Raw genomic sequence first — 23111 nt, 5'->3', positions numbered from 1 at the left:
ATTCAGGATTCGAGCGCGCCGCGCACGACCGAGTCGCCCGAGTGCGCCGGGTCACCGTCGAGCGGCTCAGCGCTCACGTCGACGACCGAGTACCGCTCGAGGTCGACGCCGGCAGGAATCACGAACTCACCGTCCGCGTCGGCCAGGAGGCCGAGACTAATCAGGCCATCAACCTCGGGCGTCAGCAGCCACACTTCGTGCACCGCGCCAGAGACCGCGGGTGCGTCGATGTCGATGCGCACGACGCGTTCACCGTCGGCTCGCTCAACAATTTCGGCCGCGCCGGTTGATCCCGCCCAGGCGGGCAGCGCCTCGAGGCTCGCTGATGCGAGCACGGTGTCGCTCGCGCGGGGGGCGAGTGCCTGCCAGCCGACAGCGATGCCGGCGACGAGTGCCGCAGCAGCAGCAGCAGCAACCAGGGGCGTCACGAAGCGACGGATTCCTGAGCGACGCGCTCGCGCATCCGCCAGTGACACGACGGGCGCTGCGGGCGGTGCCTCAGCAGCGGCGGGGCGCGTGGCGAGAGCGGCGTCCGAATCGGCGGGCATGAGTGGGTCGCGCCGGAGCGCCGCCCCCAGTCCCGTCTCGCGGTGCACTCCCTGCCAGACCCGTGACGGCGGGCTCTGCAGCGAGGTCTCGCCGAGCGTCGATCGCGCGACCGACACGGTGGCGGTCATGCGCGCCAGCTCGTGCTGGCAGCGGCCGCACTCGCGCAGGTGCTCGTCGGCGGCGCGGTCGAGCGCCTCTCCGAGTGCTCCGAGCGCGAGCGATCCGGTGTCACAGTGCTGCTCCATGACTCACCTCCAATCGGCTTCTCAGTCGAGCCAGGCTTCTCTTGATGTGGGATTTCACTGTTCCGATCGGCATGTCGAGCCGGTCGGCAATTTGTGTGTGCGTCAGGTCGTCGAAAAAGGCGAGCCGGACGACGGTCTGCGGTTCAGGGTCAAGTTTGGCGATCTCGTCGGCGATCAGTAGCCGCTCGGCGATGCCCGCCTCGGGTGACGGGTGGCTGTCGTCGATGGTGACCGCGCCGAGCTGATCGGCCAGTGCGCGCTGTCGGGCACGCGCCGCGTGCGTGTCGGCGATGGTGTTGCGCGTGATGCCCACGAGCCAGGCGGGGACCGCGGCCCTCGCCGGGTCGAAACCGGCCCGACCCTGCCACGCCTTGACGAAGACCTTCTGGGTCACGTCTTCGGCGTCGGAGGTGTCGCCGAGCGAACGCATCGCGAGTGAGTACACCAGCGACGACCATTCGCGGTAGGCGTCGGCGAGTGCTCGCTCGTCGCCAGCAAGAAGCCGGCGCCCGATGTCGGTCGCGTCGTCTGTTGCGGTCGCCACGATCGGTCGGGTCTCCTTCGGCGCCGGATGAACGGGGCGAGCCCCGTCGGACGCCGTCATGCTAGCGGGTGAACCCGTCACGACACCTTTTCCGCAGTCACGATGTAGTTGTCAGAGTAAGAACCGGCGTTGCGGTCGAAGCTGCCGCCGCAGGTGACCAGTTTCACGAGCTGTGGGCCACTCTTCGCGAACACCTGGTCCAGTGGTACCTCGGCTTTCGGAATGCGTTCAACGCCGAGCACACGGTAGGTGTGTACAACGCCGGCTGCGTCGGTGATCGTCACGTCCGCACCGACCTGTGCATCGCGCAGACGAGAGAACGGGCCAACCCCTTGACCCGGAAAGTCAACGTGTGCCGCGACGACAGTCGTTCCCTGCTCACTGTCAGGCCCGGGGCCATACCGATACCACCCTGCGATATCGACGTCCTCTGGAATCTCCATGAGGTTGGCGTCGTCGACACCAACGTCAGTCACCGCCATATCAATGCCCAGAGACGGCACCGACACGCTCACCGGGGCCGTCGGAAACTGAGGCTGGTTGTCCAGGCTTCCGGAGGTGATCGGCACTTCGATGGCGGGCCGGCTCGCTTGAGCGGGCGCCTCGGCAGAGGGCGTCGGCTCGGGTGTTTCCGCCGGTTCCGTCGCCGGGGCAGTTGCGCATCCGGAAAGAACGAGGAGGCTAACGGCCACCAGTGCGGTCGCCGTTAGCCCCCTCGTCATGATGCTGGTGTTGCTCTCTTCAGACTTACTTGCTCGAAACGGTCGCACGACGGGCGATGATACCCGCGGCAGCCAGGAGCGCGATCAGAAGAGCGGCGCCACCCACGAGGGCACCGGTGTTGTTGTCGGCAACGAGGCCAGCAGCGCCGCCGGGAATGCCATCAACGCCGGCTGCGCCGACCTCGATGGTCTGAACGACCAGGCCGAACTCCTCGCCGCCGAGGTCGCTGACTGCGTAAACGAGGGTGTTGACGCCCTCGGTGATGTTCACGTCGGCCGGGCCGATGGCCGGCTCGGTCGAACCGGCCGCGGCAACGGCTGCCGCGTAGGTCGCGGCGGGAACGTCGGCGTCAGCACCCTGCGGGTTGGTCACGCCCGTGAACGGAGCAAGGGGCGCGCCGTTCGCGAGAATGTCAACGGCACCGAAGTTGGCGGTGTGACGGACGCTCAGGCGGCCTTCGCCAGCAGCGGTCTCGTCCATGTTGTTGACGAACGGGGTCAGGATGGGGCCACCCTCAACCGTCGCGTGGGCGACGATCGTGATGTTCAGGCCGGCCTCGGGAACCGTGACGGTCTGCTCGAAGATGTCGTCGGTGCCCAGCTCGCCACCCTGTGCGACGACCACGAGGTCGTAGTCACCGGGAGCGAGGTCGAGCGGGCCGGCAATGTCGGTCGGGTCGAACCCGGGGATCAGCGGCTCAGCGCCGTCGGCGAGGTAAACGTCGACGGGGACACCCAGGATGCCGTGGACGACGGTCACCGACGAAGTGTCGGCAGCGGTGGCGTTCGCCGGGGCGGCGAGGCCGAGCGTGGCGAGAGCGGCGACGCCGACGCCCGCGAGAATACGGTTACGCATAGTTCCTCCTACTGTGGTTCCCCGATCGGGGAGAGTTCCCCGTGATCGGGGGTCAGGCGGAATTGCCTTCACTGGATACTTCTGACTGAAGCGGGCCGTTGGATGCGGCTAGGGCTGGCAGGTAGCCGATAGAAAGCTGGAAGCAGCCTGATTAGAGGAGGAACGGCGCGAGGGCGGTGACGCTGACGACGATGCCCGCAACCCACAGCACAAGATTCACGCCTCCGAGGGTGATGCCCGCGATCGCGAGGCCCCGACCCTTGGTGTAGCCGTTTGACGTTTCGCGGATGCCGCGGCCGCCCATGATGCCGCAGACCGTGAGCAGTGCAGCGTTCAGCACGAAGACCACCGTGAACACGACGAGCGCTGAGGCCAACGATCCGGTGCCCGCGCCGAGGCTCGCCCCGACGTCGGCGCCCACGAGGTTGCCCGTGACCGACACCACGAACGGCGCGAGCCCCGTCACCAACGCCCACGTCGCCGCCGTGCTGCGCTCGGCCGGCGGCCGAACGACGCGCGAGCGCGTGCGTCGCGGAGCATCCGTAAGCGGCGCGCTGTGCGCATCCGACACAGAATCACGGTCGCGAGGCGCCTCGAGGGAGCGCGCCTCCTCCTGAGAGACCGCGTGGTCGGCCGGTACCGGCGCGTCCATGACGATCGTGGACAGCTCGGCCGAGTCGGGCACAGCCACCACCGGCGCACTGGTAGGCACACTCGACGCGTCGCGCACCGCCTGGGCACTCACCGGCGGGCTGAACGGAAGCTCGTCACGGGGATGCACGGACGCGGACGGCGGTGGCGCGCTGGGCGGTGCCGAATACGGCGCCCCGCACTGCGTGCAAAAGCGGACGCCCGAGCGAAGAGTCGCGCGACACGATGTGCACTGCAGCATGCGCGAGCCCCTCCCCCACATCGGCGTCGCAGCAACGGCGACACGTCTCAGCGTATTGACGTGCACCAGCCCGCCGCGCGCCCCCGTTCGCGGGGGCGGCCCGCTCCGGCGAAAAAAGGCTTGACCTCTGTGGATGCGCGGCGCACCATGGAGAAAGATCAACTCGCCGCCCAGGAGCGCCGGAGGCATCGCCCCGCCACTGGGCGGCGAGTCTGTTAACGGTGGCGGCTAGCCCGAGCGCGCACCCGGAGCCGCGAGCCGGTGCCGAGCGTCAGCCACCCGAGCGAGCAACGCCTGCTCGTCGAGCTGGGCTCCGATGCGGTCACGACCGGCGATGACGCGCTGGCGTGCGTAGGCCAGCTGCGTCGCATCGCGAATGAACGCGTGCATGACCGTCCCCAGCCCCACGCCCTTCGCCCACGCTTCGGCTGTGCGGCGGCCGCTGCGGCTCGACAGCATCGCCACCTCTTGTGGGTGGAACCAGCCGACGGCCGCGTACTCGGCGAGGCGCTCACCGATCAGGCGCCCCTCCTGCGCACGCAACATCGTGACGATGGCGACCGCGATGACGAACATGGGCACCTGCACCAGCAGGTAGTAACCGTAGAAGTCGCCGACGAAGAACAGCGCGCCGTTCCAGAAGGCGTGCAGGGCGATGGCGGGCACGAGCCCGAGAAGGAACGCCCCCAGAGGGAATCGAGCGCCTCGCCGGGCGGCGAAGCCCAGGGCCGCACCGATCGCGGCGGTGAACATGACGTGCGCGAACGGCGACATCAGCCCGCGCACGAAGAACGTCTCGCCGAGCGACCCACCCTCAACGAACGCCACCCCGAAGTAGAGAATGTTCTCGGTGAAGGCGAAGCCACCCGCCACGACCGCGGCGTACACGATGCCGTCGACCGGCCCGTCGAATCGGCGACGCACGCCGAGGAAGAGCAACAGCACGCCAAGGCCCTTCGCGAGCTCTTCGACAATCGGCGCTTGAATCGCCGCCCCCACGAACTCGCTGGCGGCACTCGAGCCGCCGGCGGCGGCCACGATCGACTGCACCTCGGCGTCGACGGCGAGGGCAATGAACACGCTCGCCCCGGCACCCCACAGAAAGGCGAAGAACAGCGCGGTGCGCGGCTCGGGCTCCCACCGGTCGATCCAGCGCACGCCCCAAAACACGATGCCGAGCGGCACCAGTGCGAGCACCGCACCGATCACGACACTGGTCGCCCCGAGCCCCGACACCAGATAGACGACCACAAAGAGACTGACGAGCCCGACCGCGGTGAAACCGAGCGTTCCGATCAGGATGCTCCACCCGGCACCGCGGCGCCGCGGTGCGGCACCGCTCGTCGCGGACGGCGTGATCGCGTGCGCCCCCGTCTCGGCGCGCACCTGACTGGGCGCATCGCCGAGGGGCGCCACGACGCGGTGCACGCCGGTTGCGGTGTAGTCAGGCGTGCGGGAGAAGTCGCTCACGCGCTCACATTACTGGCCGGCACCGACGCGAAGCGGTGGACGGAGCCTGGTCGCGCACCGCGCATCCGACCACAATGGAAACGCGAGCGATGACGCACGCAACGAAGGGAAGCGATCATGGACCGCGAGTACGAGCCGAACCTTGAGGACGAGCGCGTTGTCGAGGTCGACGACGACGCCGACGCAGAGCTGCCGCCCCCAACCCTCGACCCCGACGAGCGGGTCGAGCCCGAGCCCGACCCCGACATTGCGCTCGACGACGAGCGGCCGGCGGGCTGAGAAACCCCTCGCCCCCGGCCGCTCGATCGACCGAGAAACGCGCTAGTTCTCGGGCGGCACCATCGGCAGCACGATGGCGCCCGTCGCCGGCACGACCCCCGACAGTCGCTCGGGCGACAGCACCTTCTGCACGAGTTCGGCCTCCATGAGGCCACGACCGATGACCAGCTCGCGCACCGAGCCGCCGCCGGCGAGCGCCTCGTAGGCGAGAGCTGCGGCCTGCTTGTAACCGATGTACGGGGTGAGCGCCGTAACGACACCGACACTCGACTCGACCATCTGCTCGAGGCGGGCTGTGTTGGCCGTGATGCCGTCAACACAGTTCAGGCGCAGGGTGCGGCAGCCGTTCGTCATCCAGGCGAGCGACTGCATGATGCTCGAGGTGATCACGGGTTCGAACGCGTTCAGCTGGAGCTGTCCGGCCTCCGCGGCGGCCGTGACCGTCGCATCGGCGCCAATGATCGAGAAGGCGACCTGATTGACCACCTCGGGAATGACTGGGTTCACCTTGCCCGGCATGATCGAGCTGCCGGCCTGACGGGCGGGCAGGTTGATCTCGCCAAGGCCCGCCTGCGGGCCAGACGACAGCAACCGCAGGTCGTTGCAGATCTTCGACAGCTTGACGGCGGCCCGCTTCAGCGTGCCCGACAGGGTCATGAAGATGCCCGTGTCGCTCGTCGCCTCGATGAGGTCGGGCGCGGTCACCATCTCGTAGCCCGAGATCTCGGTAAGGTAGCGGCGCACGAGTTCGGCGTAGCGCGGGTCGGCGGTGATGCCCGTGCCGATGGCGGTGGCCCCGAGGTTGATCTCGTTCAGCCACGGAATCACCTCGCTCAGCCGGTCGACATCCTCTTGCAGGGTCGTGGCGAAGCCGCGGAACTCTTGGCCGAGGGTCATGGGCACCGCGTCTTGCAGCTGCGTGCGCCCCACCTTCAGGATCTCGGCGAACTCGCGGCCTTTCGCGCGGAACGACTCGATGAGCAGCCGGTGCTCGTCGAGCAGGCGCGCGAGGCTGAACACCATGGCCAACTTGATCGCCGTCGGGTACACGTCGTTCGTCGACTGGCTGCGGTTGACGTCGTCGAGCGGGCTCAGGTGCTCGTACTGGCCCTTCTCGTGGCCCAGTAGCTCGAGCGCGCGGTTCGCGATGATTTCGTTCGCGCACATGTTGGTGCTCGTGCCGGCCCCGCCCTGCAGCACGCCGAGCACGAACTGTTCGTGCAGCTCACCGTCGATGATCTCTTGGCAGGCCTGGTCGATGACGGCGTACTTCTCGTCACTCAAGACGCCGATGTCGCGGTTGGCGCGAGCGGCGGCCTGCTTCACCATCGCGAGCGCAATGACAAGGTTCGGGTGGTTCGACAGAGCACGGCGAGTGATGGGGAAGTTTTCGAGCGCCCTCGCGGTGTGGATGCCCCAGTAGGCATCGGCGGGAACCGGCATCTCACCGAGGGAGTCGCTCTCGGTGCGCATCACCCGCGGCGCACCGGGGTCTTTATCGATACCGGGGCGATAGATCGGCACCCCGTCGTCGCTGGTCGTGAAACTGGGGGCTGGTCCGGTTGTGCGCACCATGCTGTGCGTGCCTCTTCCTTGTGGTCAGATCCGACTTCGGTGGCGGTGGCACGCACACTCTAGCGCTCGGCCACGCCTCGTCGTGGGCCCTTGAGCGAACCCAGCGGAAGCGAAGATGCGCTCGCTAGGCTCGCCATCGTGAACGAGCTTCTCGACGGCTTTCTCGAGTGGATCGCGGCCGTCGACCCGGTGCTGAAAACGACGCTCGCGGGTGTTCTCGTCATGCTTGAAACGACGGTGCTGCTCGGGCTCGTCGTGCCCGGCGACACCGTCGTCTTGGTTGCCAGCACGGGCGTCGAGAACCCCGTCGAATACTTCGCGCTCGTCACGGTCATCATCGCCGGCAGCCTCGCTGGCGGCTCACTCGGCTTCCTCATCGGCCGCCACTTTGGGCCGTGGCTGCGCCGGTCGCGCCTCGGCGCCCGCATCGGCGAGAAGAACTGGGAGCGCTCGCAAGACTTTCTCGACCACCGCGGCGGCATCGCGGTGTTCATTTCACGGTTCCTGCCGGTGTTGCACTCGCTCACGCCGCTCGTTGTCGGCATGAGCCACCTGCGCTACCGCACTTTCATTCTGTGGCTCGCGCCCGCCAGCATCATCTGGGCCTTCGCCTACGTCTCGGTGGGCTCGGCCGCGGCGGAGGGCTATCGCGCCGCCGCGGGAACCCTCGATGGGGCGGCCTTTTACTTCGTCGGCGCGATCGTCGGTTTTTGGCTGCTCATCTACGCGGTGAAGCGGCTGCTCGACCGGTACGTGTCCCGCGTCACGGCCGCGCGGGCCGAACTACGCGCCGCCGCCTCCGAGGATGGCGCGGCGGAGACGGACGGCGAGAAATAGGAAACGGGGCGAGGCCTTCAGGCCCCGCCCCGCGCATCCAGGATGCTGTTCTCTCGCTAGATGAGGCCGTTCTCGGTCAGCCACTCGGTCGCGATGTCAGCGGCCGAACGCTCGTTGACCGTCGACTCGACGTTCATGGCCACGAGACCCTCGGGCGTGAGGGCCGCGCTGACGGCGTTGATGATCTCGACGGCCTCTGCGGGCAGGTCAATGCTCGCGATCGGCACGACGTTCGAGGCGAGGAACAGGCCCTCCGGGTCCTCGAGCGTGACGAGGTTGTTCTCGCCGATGCGGGGGTCGGCGCTGAAGACGTTGGCAACGTTGACGACACCCTGCAGCAGGGCGTCAACGGTGGCGTCACCGGTGGCGTCGAGCTCGACCTCGACACCGTAGACCTCGGCAAGGCCGCTCGGGCCGTAGGGGCGCTCGGCGAGCTCGGGGGCGCCACCGAGAATCAGGCCCTCAACGCCGGCCAGGTCGGCGATGGAGGTGAGGTTGTTCTCTTCCGCGAACTCGGCGGTGACGTTGTAGCTGTCTTGGTCGGTCGCGCTCGACTGGTCGAGAACCTGCAGCCCCTCGGGCAGCGACTCCTGCAGTTCGGCGTAGACCTCGTCGGCCTGCGTCGCGGTCGTCTCGGGCACGTAGTACTGCAGCAGGTTGCCGGTGTACTCCGGGAACAGGTCGACCTCGCCCGACTCGATGGCGGGGATGTAGGCGTCACGCTGACCGATGTTGAATTGGCGGTTGACCTCGAAGCCGCCGTTCTCGAGGGCCTGGGCGTAGATCTCGGCGATGATCTCGTTCGAGTAGTAGCCCTGCGAACCGACGGTGATCGACTCGCTCGTGCCCGGCTCGGCGGGCTCGGTGGTCGCGTCAGGTGTCTCGTCGAGCGGATCGCCCGAAGCACACCCTGCGAGGGCCAATGACACCCCAGCCGCGGCCGCGACGAGCGCGAACCGGCCCTTGTTCCTTGCTGTGAACATCACACACTCATTTCTTTCTTGGTGGAGGCGGGAGTTGCCCCGCCAGCCGAACGGCGTCGGGTCGACGACGTGCGGTGGTCTCGGGTGCGGCCGGCGCGGACGCCGGCCGGTGTGGCGTAGCGCTCGAGCAGCGCGAAGATCGCGTCGAGCAGCAGCGCGAGGACGATGATGAGAATTGCGGCGCCCAGCATTTGGTCGTAGCTGCGAATCTGGATGCCCTGCACGATGGGGAAGCCGAGGCCCGCGTTGCGCACGAAGCCGACCAACACCACGGTCGCGACGACCTGCAGCACCGCATTGCGCAGGCCACCCCACAGCAGCGGCAGCCCGAGCGGAATCTCCACGCGCGCGACGATTTGCTTTTCCGTCATGCCCATCGAACGTGCGGCGTCGATCACGCGACGGTCGATGGCCTCGAAGCCGGCGTAGGCGCCCGCGAGGATCGGCGGGATGGCGAGCAGGGCGAGCACCACGATCGCCGAGAGGTCGCGGTTCGCAACCCCTCCCAGCATGACGAAGAGAAAGAGCAGACCGAAGGACGGCAGGGCGCGCGCGGCGCCCGTCACGGCAACCGCGGCGTCGCGACCACGGCCGGTGTGGCCGATGTACCAGCCGAGCGGGATCGCGATGGCGCTCGCGAGAAGCATCGCGATCGCCGTAAACCAGAGATGGTCAGCGATCCACTGGGGAATCGGGCCACCGTCTGCCCAGTTCGTGGGGTCCGCGAGCCACGCAATCGCGTCAGTGAACAGGTTCATGTCGCCACCTCCGCTGCACGGGACCGACCCGATGCACTGGCGAGAGCACGACGTTGCGCGCCGGGTTGCGCCATCGCGCGTGTCCACGGCATGAGCAGCCGGCCGAGCAGAACGAGTAAGCGATCGACGACGAGGGCAATGATGACCGTCACGATGACGCCCGTCAGCACCGACACGACAATGCCCCGCTGGTTCCCGTTCGTGAAGAGGTACCCGAGCGTGCTCACCCCGATCGCGGATCCAATCGTGAGCAGGCTGATGGTGCTCACGGCGACGACGCGCAGGCCGGCGAGCACCACGGGCCCCGCCAGCGGAAAGTCGACCGTCCAGAATCGCCGGAAGCCGCCGTACCCCATGGCCGTCGCGGCCTGCTTGACGTCCCCATCAACGCTGGCGAGGGCATCCGCCACGGAGCGCGCCATGATCGCGACCGCGTAAATCGTGAGCGCGATGACGACGTTCGCCTCGCTGATGTAGGGGGTGCCGATGATGGGCGGCAGGATCACAAACATCGCCAGTGAGGGGATCGTGTACAGCAGTCCCACGAAGGTCAAGATCAGCCCTCGGGTGAGCTTGTAGCGATAGGCGACCCAGCCAAGGGGGATCGCCAGGACGAACCCGAGCACGATCGGGATTGCGCTCAAGCGCAGGTGCTGAACGGTGAGCTCACCGATCAGCTCGAGGTTGTCGAGCAGCCAGTTCACGCGGCGCCCGGCTCCGACAAGCGGCCCGCGACGGTGCCCTCGGCGTCAACGACGACGCGTTGCCCGTCAACCTCGCGGATGCTCAGGGCGCGCTTGCCGCGATCGGCGCCAATAAACGAGGCCACGAAGTCGTTGGCGGGATTGGCGAGGATCTCCTCGGGAGCGCCCTTCTGGGCGATGCGGGCCCCCTTTTCGAGAATGACGACCTGGTCGCCCAGCAGGAACGCCTCATCAATGTCGTGCGTCACGAACACGACCGTCTTGCCGAGCTCGCGCTGCAGGCGCAACAACTCCTGCTGCAGCTCGGCGCGCACGATCGGGTCGACGGCCCCGAAGGGCTCGTCCATGAGCAGGATGTTCGGGTCGACGGCGAGCCCGCGAGCGACCCCGACGCGCTGCTGCTGGCCGCCCGAAAGCTGTGCCGGGTACCGGTCGGCCATGGCGCGGTCGAGGCCGACCGTGTCCATGAGTTCGAGGGCGCGAGCGTGCGCGTCTTTCTTGGACACCCCGGTGAGGCGCGGCACGGTGGCAATGTTGTCAACGACCGTGCGATGCGGCAGCAGCCCCGAGTTCTGCATGACGTAGCCGATGCGGCGGCGCAGCTTCACCGCCTCGATGCTCGAGACGTTTTCGCCGTCGATCTCGAGCTCGCCGCCGGTGGCGTCGACCATGCGGTTGATCATGCGCAAGAGCGTCGTCTTGCCGCAGCCGGACGAGCCGACGAAGACGGTCGTCTTGCGCGACGGAATCACGAGGCTGAAGTCATCTACAGCGCGCGTGCCGTCGGGGAAGACCTTCTCGATGGAGCGGAACTCGATCATGCTGCGTCGTCTCCTTGCGGCGAATCGGGAATTCGCGCGCTGAGCGCGCGCCCAGCACGCTCCCAGTCAAGCAGGGGGGTGCGGGATGCGCGTGAATTTTGCGCAGAATTCGGAGGGGCTTGTCAGACGGCTGGGTCGTCGTCTGAGGCGTCCGCGTCGGCCGGCTCACCGAGCGCGGCAGGCCCCTCGGTTACGAGCACGGCGAACTGGGCCGCGTCGATGATGCGGACCCCCAACTGCTCGGCCTTGGCGAGTTTCGAGCCCGCCCCCGGCCCGGCGGCGACAAAGTCGGTCTTCTTGCTGACACTCGAGGCCGCTTTGCCGCCGGCCGCGATGATCGCCTCCTGCGCCTCCTCCCGCGTGAACCCCTCTAGCGAGCCAGTGGCGACGACGGTGAGGCCCTCGAGCACCCCACCGCGCGCGGCGGCACCGGGCCCGGGGTGCCCGGGCGTCGCCCACTGCAGGCCGGCGGCACCCCAGCGCTCGACGATCTCGACGTGCCAGTCGACGCTGAACCACTCGATCAGCGCGTCGGCGATGATCGGGCCCACCCCGTCCACCGCGGCAAGCTCCTCCGCGCTCGCCGCGCGCATCGCGTCGAGCGAGCCGAAGTGGTCGGCGAGGGCGCGGGCGGCGACCGGGCCGACGTGCCGAATCGACAGCGCCACGAGCATCCGCCAGAGGGGTTTGGTCTTCGCCTTCTCGAGTTCGTCGATGAGCTGCAGCGCGACGGCGCTGGGCTGCGGGCCGGTGAGCCCGGCCCTCTTTTCGGCGGCCGTAGCGTTGCGGCGGAAGGGGCTGCGGCGCTTCGCCTCGCCGTCGTCGTCGAGCTTCGGGAGGCCGGTCTCGGCGTCGGTGACGATCACCTCGATCGGCAGCAGGTCGTCACGGGTGAGTTCGAAGAGCCCCGCCTCGGTCACGAGCGGCGGTGTCTCGGGCACCACCGGCTGTGTGAGCGCCGCGGCACCGATTTCGCCGAGACCCTCGATGTCGAGGGCGCCGCGGCTACCGATGTGCTCGACGCGGCCGCGCACCTGGGCGGGGCAACTGCGCGCGTTCGGGCAGCGCAAGTCGACGTCGCCCTCTTTCGCCGGGCGCAGTTCGGTGCCGCACTCGGGGCAGTTCGTGGGCATGACGAACTCGCGTTCAGTTCCGTCGCGCAGCTCGACGACGGGGCCGAGCACTTCGGGAATCACGTCGCCCGCCTTGCGCAACACGACCGTGTCGCCGATCAGCACGCCCTTGACCTTCACGACGTCTTGGTTGTGCAGGGTCGCCTGGCGCACGGTCGAGCCGGCAACGCGCACGGGCTCCATGACCGCGAAGGGGGTCGCGCGGCCCGTGCGGCCGACGCTCACCACGATGTCGAGCAGTGTCGTGTTGACCTGCTCGGGCGGGTACTTGAAGGCGATGGCCCAGCGGGGCGCGCGGCTCGTCGCCCCCAGCTCGCCGTGCAGGGCGAGCTCGTCGACCTTCACGACGATGCCGTCGATCTCGTGCTCGACCGAGTGTCGGTGCTCTCCGTAATACCGCACGAAGTCGAGCACGCCCTCGACCGAGTCGACGACCCGCGCATTCCCGCTCGTCGGCAGCCCCCACCCGGCGAGCAACTCGTACACCTCGCTCTGCGCCGCCACCGGGGGGTTCGGCCAGGCGCCGATGCCGTGCACGAGCATGCGCAGCCGCGACAGCCGGTCGCTCATGCGCTCGAGTTGTGCCTCGTTCTTGCCCTCAGCCTTCTGGCGCAGCGAGCCACTCGCAGCGTTGCGCGGGTTCGCGAACTCGCGTTCGCCCGCCTCGCGCTGCAGCCCGTTCAACTCGTCGAACGCTTTCTTCGGCAGGTACACCTCGCCGCGCACCTCGACGAGCGCGGGCGGGTCGTCGGTGGCGAGGCGATGCGGGATGCCCGCGATACGCACCGCGTTCTCGGTCACGTCTTCGCCGACGACGCCGTCACCGCGGGTCGCGGCGCTCACGAGACGCCCGTTTTCGTAGCGCAGGTTGAGGGCGAGGCCGTCGATCTTCAGTTCGCACAGCCACCGCACGGCGCGGCCCGCGTCGCGCTCGACCTTCGCCGCCCACGCGCCCAGCTCGTCGTCGCTGAACGCGTTGTCGAGGCTGAGCATGCGCTCGGCGTGCTCGACCGGCGCGAACAGCGTGGTCTCGGCGCGGCCGCCGACCGTCTGGGTCGGGCTGTCCTGGGTCTGCAGCTCGGGGTGGGCGTGCTCGAGCGCCTCGAGCCGGTGGATGAGCGCGTCGTAGGTGGCGTCATCGTCGATGACCTGGTCGCGCTGGTAGTACGCCTCGCGCAGTTCGAGAATGCGGTCGGTCAGCGCGGATGCTTCGGCGCGCGCCTCGGCGAGCTCGGTGGGGACGGGGTCGGTCGGCGCACGGAAGGCGTTCTCGGCGGTCACGCCGAAAGTGTAGGGGCGAGGTCCGACGTTCAGCCGGGAGGTGTTCAGGCGGCGCTCAGCCGATACGCGCCAACAGAGCCCTCTCCGACGATGGGCGCGCCGGTGGCGTGTGCCGCGAAGCTGCTACGCCGAGACGGGCACGGCGCTCACCGTGCGGTCGATCGTGCACTGCCCGAGCACGCGGGTGCCGACGTAGATCACCGCGGTTTGTCCGGGCGCGACACCCATGAGCGGCTCGTCAACCCGCACGACCAGCTCGAGCGCGTCGCCCTCCCCCGTCACCGAGGCTGTCGCCGGCACCGGGTCAGCGTGCGCGCGCACCTGCACTTCGCAGGCGAACTCGGTGACGTGACCGACGGCATCCCCCGCGGCGGCAATGCCGCTCGCGACCGGATCGAGCCCGGCCCACGTGAAGCGCGCACCGGCGAGCTCGCGAATCGCGAGCGCCTCCTTCGGGCCGACCACGACCGTGTTGTCTTTCGGGCGCACCTCGAGTACGAAGCGGGGCCGGCCGTCAGGTGCCGGGCGGCCGAGGTTCAGGCCGCGGCGCTGACCGACCGTGAAGCTCGTGGCGCCGTCGTGTTCGCCGACGGGTGCACCGTCGCGGTCGACGATGAGCCCCTCGCGGGGCGGGATGCGCTCACCCAGCCAGGCGCGCGTGTCGCCGTCAGGGATGAAGCAAATGTCGTGGCTGTCCGGCTTCTGCGCCACGCTGAGGCCCCGCGCGGCGGCCTCGGCGCGCACCTCGGCCTTCGACGGCGTGGTGCCGAGCGGGAACATCGCGTGCGCGAGCTGCTCGCTCGTCAAGACGCCCAGCACGTACGACTGGTCTTTCGCCTCGTCGCCCGCGCGGTGCAGTTCGCGATTTCCGTGCTCGTCGGTGACGATGTGCGCGTAGTGGCCGGTGACGACGGCGTCAAAACCGAGCGCGAGGGCCTTCTCGAGCACGGCGGCGAACTTGATGCGCTCGTTGCAGCGCATGCACGGGTTCGGGGTGCGACCGGCCGCGTACTCGTCGATGAAGTCGCCAACGACGTCGTCAGCGAAGCGCTCCGAGAAGTCCCAGACGTAGAACGGAATGCCGAGCTTCTCGGCGGCTCTGCGCGCATCCAACGAGTCTTCGATCGTGCAGCAGCCGCGACTACCGGTGCGCAGCGTGCCGGGCATGCGGCTCAGCGCCAGGTGCACGCCCACGACCTCGTGCCCGGCATCGACGGCGCGCGCGGCAGCCACCGCCGAGTCGACCCCGCCACTCATCGCCGCCAATACACGCATACCACCAGGGTACGCGGGGGTCGCAAATCGAGCCGGGGTCGCGGCGTCGCCTCGGCTCAGCGGCCGAGCCGCGGAGTGCGCGCCGCGAGCCCCGCGGCGAGCGCCCGCTCAACGGCCGCCGGCAGCGCGGCCACGAGAGCATCGATGTCGTCGGCCGTCGTCTCGGGGCCGAGGGTCATGCGCAGGGCACCCCGGGCATCCGACGCGCTGACCCCCATGGCGAGCAAGACGTGTGACGGCTCCGGAACCCCTGCCTGGCAGGCCGAGCCGGTCGACACCGCGAACCCCGCCTGGTCGAGCAGGAACAGCAGCGAGTCGCCCTCGGCGCCCGGCACCCGCAGGTGCACCGTTCCGGGCAGCGCCTCCTCCAGCGCGCCCTCGGCGAGTGCCCCCGACAGCACGGCCTCCGGAACACGAGAACGGATGCCCGCCGCCAGCCGGTCGCGCAGGCTCGCCTTGTGCGCCGCCCGCTCGGCGAGGCTGGCATGCGCCTCCTCGGCGGCGATCGCAAAGGCGACAGCACCCGCGGCATCCATCGTTCCGGCGCGACCGCGCTGCTGGCCGCCTCCGTGCAACAGCGGCTCGACGTCAACGCCGCGGCGAATCACGAGCGCGCCCACGCCGACCGGGCCGCCCACCTTGTGGGCCGAGATCGACAGGGCGCTGACGCCCGCCGGCAGCGGCGCGAGCGGCACCTGGCCGTACGCGGCGATCGCGTCGACGTGCAGAGGAACGCCGCGCGCGGCCGCCAGCCGAGCAGCGTCCGCCACCGGCTGCAGCGTGCCGACCTCATTGTTCGCGGCAAGCATCGTGACGAGGGCGACGCGGTCGCCGTGGGCGACGAGCGATTCCTCGAGGGCGGTGATGCGCATCCGCCCCGCCGGATCGACCGGGATCGTGACGAGCTCGGCGGTCGCGTGCGCCACCAGCCAGTCGACGGCGTCGAGCGTGGCGTGATGCTCGGCGGCCGTCATGAGAATCACGGGGCGCGCCCCGTCGCGCTGGCGTCGCCAGTAGAGGCCCTTGACGCCCGTGTTAACCGCCTCGGTGCCCCCGCCGGTGAGGGTCAGTTCGACCGCGTCGACGCCGAGCGTCGCCGCGATGCGGGCGCGGGCGTCATCTAGAACGGCGCGGGCGCCTTGCCCGGCCGAGTGGATCGACGACGGGTTGCCGACCACGGCGAGCGCATCGGCGAAGGCGGCACGCACGCTCGGCGGCATGGGTGAGGTGGCGGCGTGGTCGAGGTAGACGGTCACGGCGGCCTCCCTCCGGCACGGGGTCGAATCGTGATGCGGCGTGGTCAGAATGGCGCGCGCCCACCGCATAGCCTAGGCAAATGAGTGCCAGGGATCCGCTGCGAGCGCTCGGCGTCACGCCCACCGAGCGCGGCGGCGAACTGCGCGTGTACAGCGCGTCGGCCTCGCGCATGGAACTCTGCCTGCTCGACGCCGCCGACCCGACGTGGATCACCGACCGCGTGCCGATGCACCGCGGGCCCGGCAAGGTCTGGCACGTCGCCGATGAGCGGCTCACCCCGGGCACCCGCTACTCGCTGCGCGCCCACGGCCACGACGGCCGGCGGCACCGCTTCGACCCTGAGCAGCACCTCATCGACCCGTACGCCAAGGGGCTCGTGCGCACCCACGACGGCGAATGGCGCGCCTACGTGCACGACGGCGGCTTCGACTGGGCCGGGGCGCAGAAGCCGCGCACCCCCCTCGACCGCACCGTCATCTACGAAGCCCACGTCAAGGGCCTGACCGCCGCGAACCTCGACCTGCCACCCGAACTGCGCGGCACCTACGCCGGCCTCGCGCACCCCGCCACGATCGCGTACCTGCACGACCTCGGCGTGACCGCCGTCGAACTGCTGCCGATTCACCAGTCGCTCAGCGAACAGCGGCTGCTCGCCCAGGGCCTGACGAACTACTGGGGCTACAACACCCTCAACTTCTTCACCCCGCACACGCAGTACGCCACGGCGGCGGCCCAAAATGGTGGGCCGGGCGCCGTGCTGCGCGAGGTCAAGGGCATGGTGAAGCTCTTGCACGAGGCTGGCATCGAGGTGATCCTCGACGTCGTCTACAACCACACCGCGGAAGAGGGCGTCGACGGCCCCACGACCAGCCTGCGCGGCCTCGACGACCAGCACTACTACCGACAGGATGCGCACGGTCGCTACATCGACGTGACCGGATGCGGCAACACGGTCGATTTTTCGCTCCCGGCCGCGCAGCGCCTCGTGCTCGACAGCCTGCGCTACTGGGCAGACGAGGTGCAGATCGACGGATTCCGCTTCGATCTGATGGCAACCCTGGGGCGCGACAAGCGCGTCGAATTCGACCCCGAGCATCCTCTCTTGCTGGCGATCCTCAATGACCCGGTGCTCGCCGACGCGAAGATGATCGCCGAACCGTGGGATGTCGGCATGGGCGGATGGCAGGTCGGCAACTTCCCGCACGGCTACAGCGAGTGGAACGACGGGTTCCGCGACCGCGCCCGCGCGTTCTGGCTGACCGACGTGCGCGACGCGCGCGCCCACGGCTCGGCGCCGCACGGCATCGGCCCCCTCGCCCGCCGCATCACCGGCAGCGCCCACGTGTTCGCCGCCGAGCGCGGGCCCCTCGCAAGCCTCAACTTCGTCACCGCCCACGACGGCTTCACGCTCGCCGACCTGACGAGCTACGACCACAAGCACAACCTCGGCAACGGCGAAGACAACCGAGACGGAACCGACAACAACCGCTCGTTCAACCACGGTCTCGAGGGCCCGACCGCCGACCGTGACGTGCTACGCGATCGGCGCCGCGCCATGCGCAACCTGATGGGAACCCTGCTGCTCAGCGCGGGCATCCCCATGATCACCGCGGGCGACGAGCGCGGCCGCACCCAACGCGGCAACAACAACGCCTACTGCCACGACAGCGAGCTCACCTGGGTCGACTGGGACACCGCCGGCTGGCAGGAGGACCTGTACCGCGTCACGCGGAAGCTCATCCAGCTGCGCCGCGACAACCCGGCTCTGCGCCCCTCGCGGTACGGCCGCTTCGGTGAGACCGTGCCGAGCGCGACGCAGATGGACTGGTACAACAAGGCCGGCGAGTCGATGACGATGGACGACTGGGACTCGCCGTCAGAACGCACCCTGCAGTACCTCGCCGCCTCGACGCCCGAGCACGAAGCGTTCAACCGCATCCTCTTGATCGTGCACGGGCTCGAGCAAGCCGTCACCGTCACGCTGCCGACCCACGCCGGTGTCGACGGCTACACCCTCGTCTGGGACTCGGCGCACGACGACATCACCGGCATCGAGCGACATCACGTTCCCGGCGAGCGGCTCGAGGTGGGCCCCACCTCGATGCTGCTGTTCGTCGCGCACGGCGAGCAGGTCGTTGTCGCGGATGCGCGCGCTGACGAGGCCGATGCCGCGGCTGCCGACGCGGACGCCGCTGACGAGGTCGATGACTAAGGCGCCCGGCACCCCCGCAACCGTTGCGCTGACGGCGGCGGGCATCGCGTTCACGGCACGGCAATATACGCATGACCCGGCCACGACCACCTTCGGGCTCGAGGCGGCCGAGGCCCTCGGCGTCGAGCCCGAGCGCGTCTTCAAGACCCTGCTTGCCGACGTCGACGGCCAGCTCGTCGTGGGCATCGTTCCGGTCTCAACCACGCTCGATCTGAAGGCTCTCGCGCGCGCCGTCGGCGGCAAGAAGGCGGCGATGGCGGATGCCCGCCTCGCCGAACGCCGGACCGGTTACGTTGTCGGGGGCATCTCCCCCATCGGCCAGAAAACCGCGCACCCGACCGTCATCGACGAGAGCGCCGAGCTGTTCGACACCGTGCTCGTATCGGGCGGCCGACGCGGTTTCGACATCGAACTCGCCCCCACCGACCTCATCGCGGTGACGAGCGCGACGGTCGCCGACATCGCCCGCTAGGGCTTACGGCGAGGGCGGGGCCGAGGCACGTGCCCATCCAATCGAGTCGAACCACACCCAGCGCTCGGGTTCGTCCACGACCTCAACCGCGTCGGTGAGCCACCACGTCTCGTCCGGGTTCCACCCGGCGATAACGCTCGCCGCGCGACCCGTGAGTGAACCACTGAGCTCGATATCGATCGCGACACCGGCACACCGGAGGTAACCCTCTATCGTCAGATGCACGCCGTCGGCCTCACGGGCGATCGCCGCCCAATCAGGAATCACCCACCGTTCATCGCGGCCCGTGGTCTCAAACCAGTCGTGTCGCTTCTCTCCACTGACGTCGAGGGGATACGCCTGACAGAGAGCCGACCAGTCATCGGGGGTTCGCAATTCGATCACCCGAAGCCCCTGAGGCACGCGAACCGGGCGCACGTCGGCTGCGCTCCACCCGAAACGATCTTCAACGAACTCCAGCGCCGCGGGCCGGCCGTCAACGAGGCATCCTGTTGACCGCAGCAGGCTGTGTGGAGGAATCGACCACCACGCTCCGGAGAAGGGCGCCGCGGGGTCGGCGGGTCGCTCGCGGTGCGCCCGCAGATCACTGTCAATCGTGCCGGTGCGCCACGCCGCCAGTTTTTCGGCGGAACGACGGTCATCCACAGCAGTAACCCGAGGGCCATGGGGCTCAGCCTCCCAGCGCACCGACTGCTGGGTCGACGAGGAGACCGGAGCTGACCAATCCACCGTGTGGGGGCTACTGGCGACAAGAGCGGCGAAACGTTCGAGCGCCGCAGCGACGCTCGGGGCGGCGGCGACGTGGTCGTCGCCATCTCGGTCCTGCCAGTAGCGGGCCGCATCGACGGAAGCGCGAAGCGCGGACCGCAGCTCTCCCGCGGACGGGGGCACAGCATCCTGAATCGCGTCGATCGCGGCCGCGACCTGATCGGGGTTCGTCGTTGACGACCGCAGCCGTTCAGCTCCGGGGCCAAACGCCGTGACGGAGTGACCGCGGTCACGCTCCTGCACATGGGCAGCGTGAAACAGCACCTCTCGCAGTCGTTGGTATGCCGGCCCGGCTTCTCCGCGCGCGGCCAGCCACTCGAGCACGAGCCGTCGACCCCGCGGCCCCTCCAGCAACGTGCGGGCGGACAGGGTCATGCCGCGAGACTAGCACTGACCGATGCTCACTACCAGAAAGGCGTCACGGCCACGAGCGCGTCGGGTGGTGCACTCGCACAATGTTTCCGCTCTCGAGGGTCACGAAACGTCAGTAGTGGGGCTCTCGAGAGTACGAAAGCCCCATTACTGACGTTTCACGGGCATTCGTGTGCGTCACCGATGTGTGCACCGCACGCCGTCAGCGATCGTCGTTCGCGAGGCCTAGTGCGCGACGGCCACGAGGCCGGTCTCGGCTCGGTTCGCGAGCAGCGCGTGGCGCGGCGTGACCTGCACGTTGTAGCCCCACGAGCCCGAGCGCTCGAGCGGCACCGTGCCGACGAACGTCGCGGGCTGGCCGAGCTCGTTCGAGTCGAGCACCAGCTCACGGCGGTGCGTCTCGGCGAGGTCGTCACCCGAGCCGGCGCGGCCGAACACGACCTCGACGAGCACTTCGCTCGGGTCGAGCTCGGCGAGCTGTACGTGCGCCCGCACCTTCAGCTCGTCGCCCACCTGAGGGCTCTGCACCCCGCCCGACTCGACGTGCGTGACGGCAACGTGTCCCCACTGCTGGGCGGCCCGCACCTTGAAAGCGGCGAGCTCGCGGGCCAGCTGCAGGCCGTGCGCCGTGATCGTGCGGCGGCTGTGGGCAGCGGGCACGTACAGACGCTCGACGTACTCGCGCACCATGCGGTCGGCGGACAGCTCGGGGCTGAGCGTCGAGAGGGTGTGACGAATCGACTGCAGCCAGCGGCGCGGCAGACCGTCGGCGTCGCGCGCGTAAAAGCGCGGAGCGATCTGGTGCTCTACGAGGTCGTACATCGACTGCGCTTCGAGGGCGTCGCGCTCGGCGCCGTCACCGGCGGCATCGGCTGACGGGATCGCCCAGCCGTTCTCGCCGTCGTAGTACTCGTTCCACCAGCCGTCGAGGATCGACAGGTTCAGCGAACCGTTGAGCGCCGCCTTCATCCCCGAGGTGCCGCACGCCTCGAGCGGCCGCAGCGGGTTGTTGAGCCAGATGTCGGTACCCGGGTACAGCAGGCGCGCCATCGCGATGTCGTAGTTCGGCAGGAAGACGATGCGCTCGCGCACATCTGGATGCTGCGCGAACTTCACGAGGCGCTGAATGAGCGCCTTCCCCGCGTCGTCGGCGGGGTGCGACTTGCCGGCGATGACGAGCTGCACGGGCCGCTCGGGGTCGGTGAGGAGGGCCCGCAGTCGATCCTGGTCGTGCAGCATCAGCGTCAGGCGCTTGTAGGTGGGCACGCGGCGCGCGAAGCCGATGGTGAGCACGTCGGGGTCGAGCACGTTGTGCATCCACGCCGGGGCGGTCGCGCCGGGGTGTTCCTCCTCGAAGGCGGCGACGACGCGCTGGCGAGCGTCCTGAACAAGCTGCTCGCGCATCCGTCGACGGACCGCCCAGAGTTCGGCGTCGCTGACCGCGTCCGACGCCCAGTCGGCGGCGGCCGTGTCGTAGGTGCCGAGCTTCTCTTTCGCGAGCGCCATCATCATGGGGTCGGTCCAGGTGGGGGCGTGCACGCCGTTCGTGACCGAGGTAATCGGCACGTCGTCCTGGTCGAAGTCGGGCCACAGCTGGCCGAACATGCCGCGCGACACGTCGCCGTGCAGCTGCGAGACGCCGTTCGCGCGCTGGGCGAGGCGCAGGCCCATCACGGCCATATTGAAGACGCCGCTGTCGCCAGAGTCGTAGTCTTCCGCGCCGAGGGCGAGCACGTCGTGCACGTCGACGCCCGGCAGCAGCTCGGTCGAGAAGTAGCGCTCGATGAGGCCGATGTCGAAGCGGTCAATACCCGCCGGCACGGGCGTGTGGGTCGTGAACAGGGTGCCGGCGCGGACGACCTGCAGCGCCTCGGCGAAGCTCAGGCCCTCGGCGATGAGGTCGCTGATGCGCTCGAGCCCCAGGAAGCCGGCGTGCCCCTCGTTGGTGTGGAACACTTCGGGCGCCTCGGTGCCGGTGAGCTCGACGTAGCGGCCGACGGCACGCACGCCCCCGATGCCGAGCAGCAGCTCTTGCAGCAGGCGGTGCTCGCCGCCGCCGCCGTAGAGACGGTCGGTGACGCCGCGCAGATCGTCGCCGTTGTCGGGGATATCGGTGTCGAGCAGCAGCAGCTCGACGCGGCCGACCTGCATCTTCCAGACGCGGGCGTGCAGGGCGCGCCCCTCGGGCAGCGCGAGGGTGATGCGCACCGCGGTGCCGTCGTGCTCTTTCAGCATCTGCATGGGCAGACCGTCGGGGTCGAGCACGGGGTAGCTCTCTTTCTGCCACCCGTCGCGGTCGATTGCCTGGCGGAAGTAACCGGCGCGGTAGAACAGGCCAACGCCGATCAGCGGGACGCCCAGGTCGCTCGCGCTCTTCAGGTGGTCACCGGCCAGAATGCCGAGTCCGCCCGAATACTGAGGAATCGCGCTGGCGATGCCGAACTCAGGCGAGAAGTAGGCGATGCGGGCCGGGGCATCGGCGAGGCCCTGGTACCAGCGCGGCTCGCGGAGGTACGACTCGAGGTCGGCCACGAGGCGCTCGGCCTCGGCGATGAAGGCGCCGTCGTGGGCCAGCGCGTCGAGGCGGCTGGGCTCAACGGCACCTAAGAGCGCGACGGGGTCGTGGTCGAGCTCGTTCCAGAGCACGGGGTCGATCGAGGCGAACAGGCGCCTCGTCGGCTCGTGCCACGACCAGCGCAGGTTCGCGGCGAGCTGGCCAACGGCGGCAAGCTCGGTCGGCAGGACAGTGCGGACGGTAAAACGGCGGATCGCCTTCACGCGGTAACTCCTCGGCCGGTGTCGAATGGGCGTGAGCCCAAGGGCCCAGCCTAAGCGAGGCCCGGCCGTTTCGGGAACCGGTTCCAGATTCGCGATCGATGGATGCGCATCCCCCGTTAACGCCGAACAGGACCGGTCTCGCGATTGGGGGGATGCGAGTCACGGTCCTGGTTCACGCGATCGCTCGGGTCGCCGCGTGACGTTCGGGTAAACACTGCGGATTCGGGTATTCCGCCGTATTCGATTTCCGAACATCACGTTACTCCGCGCCGCCGCGTTGGCAAGGGTAATGACAAGGATTCGCGTACCCCGGCCGGGGTACATTTTG

Annotated in this window: 20 protein-coding genes; 4 read left to right on the top strand and 16 right to left on the bottom strand. The window is 69.0% G+C overall.

Going from position 1 to position 23111, the window contains the following annotated elements; genetic code table 11:
- Window positions 1-2 precede the first annotated feature (2 nt).
- From EV141_RS06575 to EV141_RS06550, 6 genes are all read right to left on the bottom strand, one after another.
- Window positions 3-794, bottom strand: coding sequence for an anti-sigma factor (locus tag EV141_RS06575; RefSeq protein ID WP_130485161.1), 792 nt, complete (start codon window positions 792-794; stop codon window positions 3-5).
- Window positions 778-1338, bottom strand: coding sequence for an RNA polymerase sigma factor (locus EV141_RS06570; RefSeq protein WP_241969136.1), 561 nt, complete (start codon window positions 1336-1338; stop codon window positions 778-780). The genes EV141_RS06575 and EV141_RS06570 overlap by 17 nt, the downstream gene beginning before the upstream one ends.
- A gap of 77 nt (window positions 1339-1415) precedes the next feature.
- On the bottom strand, window positions 1416-2108 hold the full coding sequence (locus EV141_RS06565) for a sortase domain-containing protein (RefSeq protein WP_241969133.1): 693 nt from the start codon (window positions 2106-2108) through the stop codon (window positions 1416-1418).
- On the bottom strand, window positions 2086-2916 hold the full coding sequence (locus tag EV141_RS06560) for a DUF4397 domain-containing protein (protein ID WP_130485159.1): 831 nt from the start codon (window positions 2914-2916) through the stop codon (window positions 2086-2088). The genes EV141_RS06565 and EV141_RS06560 overlap by 23 nt, the downstream gene beginning before the upstream one ends.
- Window positions 2917-3067: 151 nt before the next feature.
- Window positions 3068-3628, bottom strand: coding sequence for a hypothetical protein (locus EV141_RS06555; protein WP_130485158.1), 561 nt, complete (start codon window positions 3626-3628; stop codon window positions 3068-3070).
- Window positions 3629-4036: 408 nt separating this feature from the next.
- Window positions 4037-5278, bottom strand: a complete 1242-nt coding sequence (locus EV141_RS06550; RefSeq protein ID WP_185740124.1) for a PrsW family intramembrane metalloprotease — start codon at window positions 5276-5278, stop codon at window positions 4037-4039.
- A 117-nt stretch (window positions 5279-5395) separates the two neighbouring features.
- On the opposite strand from EV141_RS06550, the gene EV141_RS12345 reads away from it, so the two are divergent.
- On the top strand, window positions 5396-5557 hold the full coding sequence (locus tag EV141_RS12345) for a hypothetical protein (RefSeq protein WP_185740123.1): 162 nt from the start codon (window positions 5396-5398) through the stop codon (window positions 5555-5557).
- Window positions 5558-5599: 42 nt separating this feature from the next.
- Here the strand turns inward: EV141_RS12345 and EV141_RS06545 are convergent, their stop codons facing one another.
- The gene (locus EV141_RS06545) at window positions 5600-7030 is read right to left on the bottom strand and encodes an aspartate ammonia-lyase (protein ID WP_130485351.1); all 1431 of its coding nucleotides are present in this window, start codon (window positions 7028-7030) and stop codon (window positions 5600-5602) included.
- A 240-nt stretch (window positions 7031-7270) separates the two neighbouring features.
- Here EV141_RS06545 and EV141_RS06540 point away from each other — a divergent pair, with 240 nt between their 5' ends.
- Entirely contained in the window at window positions 7271-7969 is a 699-nt protein-coding gene (locus EV141_RS06540; protein WP_130485157.1) for a DedA family protein, read from the top strand.
- Between the two features lie 56 nt (window positions 7970-8025).
- On the opposite strand, the gene EV141_RS06535 is transcribed toward EV141_RS06540, so the two are convergent.
- The 7 genes from EV141_RS06535 to EV141_RS06505 form a co-directional block, all read right to left on the bottom strand.
- Window positions 8026-8952, bottom strand: a complete 927-nt coding sequence (locus EV141_RS06535) for an ABC transporter substrate-binding protein (protein ID WP_130485156.1) — start codon at window positions 8950-8952, stop codon at window positions 8026-8028.
- The gene (locus tag EV141_RS06530) at window positions 8952-9710 is read right to left on the bottom strand and encodes an ABC transporter permease (RefSeq protein ID WP_130485155.1); all 759 of its coding nucleotides are present in this window, start codon (window positions 9708-9710) and stop codon (window positions 8952-8954) included. The genes EV141_RS06535 and EV141_RS06530 overlap by 1 nt, the downstream gene beginning before the upstream one ends.
- Window positions 9707-10414 (bottom strand): ABC transporter permease, encoded by a 708-nt coding sequence (locus EV141_RS06525; protein WP_130485154.1) that lies wholly within the window; start codon window positions 10412-10414, stop codon window positions 9707-9709. The genes EV141_RS06530 and EV141_RS06525 overlap by 4 nt, the downstream gene beginning before the upstream one ends.
- A complete protein-coding gene (locus tag EV141_RS06520) occupies window positions 10411-11235 on the bottom strand; it encodes an ABC transporter ATP-binding protein (protein WP_130485153.1) in 825 nt (274 codons plus the stop codon). The genes EV141_RS06525 and EV141_RS06520 overlap by 4 nt, the downstream gene beginning before the upstream one ends.
- 122 nt (window positions 11236-11357) lie before the next feature.
- A complete protein-coding gene (gene ligA / locus EV141_RS06515) occupies window positions 11358-13649 on the bottom strand; it encodes an NAD-dependent DNA ligase LigA (protein ID WP_130485152.1) in 2292 nt (763 codons plus the stop codon).
- Between the two features lie 123 nt (window positions 13650-13772).
- Window positions 13773-14924, bottom strand: coding sequence for a tRNA 2-thiouridine(34) synthase MnmA (mnmA, locus tag EV141_RS06510; RefSeq protein ID WP_130485151.1), 1152 nt, complete (start codon window positions 14922-14924; stop codon window positions 13773-13775).
- Between the two features lie 56 nt (window positions 14925-14980).
- Window positions 14981-16180, bottom strand: a complete 1200-nt coding sequence (locus tag EV141_RS06505) for a cysteine desulfurase family protein (RefSeq protein WP_130485150.1) — start codon at window positions 16178-16180, stop codon at window positions 14981-14983.
- Between the two features lie 80 nt (window positions 16181-16260).
- Between EV141_RS06505 and glgX the strand changes: the two genes are divergently transcribed.
- Window positions 16261-18393, top strand: a complete 2133-nt coding sequence (gene glgX / locus EV141_RS06500) for a glycogen debranching protein GlgX (protein ID WP_130485149.1) — start codon at window positions 16261-16263, stop codon at window positions 18391-18393.
- A complete protein-coding gene (gene ybaK / locus EV141_RS06495) occupies window positions 18386-18865 on the top strand; it encodes a Cys-tRNA(Pro) deacylase (RefSeq protein ID WP_130485148.1) in 480 nt (159 codons plus the stop codon). Before glgX ends, ybaK begins: the two co-directional genes overlap by 8 nt.
- Before the next feature lie 3 nt (window positions 18866-18868).
- Here ybaK and EV141_RS06490 read toward each other — a convergent pair whose 3' ends face one another.
- Window positions 18869-20008, bottom strand: a complete 1140-nt coding sequence (locus EV141_RS06490; protein WP_130485147.1) for a hypothetical protein — start codon at window positions 20006-20008, stop codon at window positions 18869-18871.
- A 222-nt stretch (window positions 20009-20230) separates the two neighbouring features.
- Complete coding sequence (glgP, locus tag EV141_RS06485; RefSeq protein ID WP_130485146.1) at window positions 20231-22783, bottom strand: alpha-glucan family phosphorylase; 2553 nt, start codon at window positions 22781-22783, stop codon at window positions 20231-20233.
- Window positions 22784-23111 lie beyond the last annotated feature (328 nt).

It is taken from the genome of Microcella putealis (assembly GCF_004216575.1).
Taxonomy (GTDB): Bacteria; Actinomycetota; Actinomycetes; order Actinomycetales; family Microbacteriaceae; genus Microcella; species Microcella putealis.
This window is presented reverse-complemented; position numbering and strand designations above follow the sequence as displayed.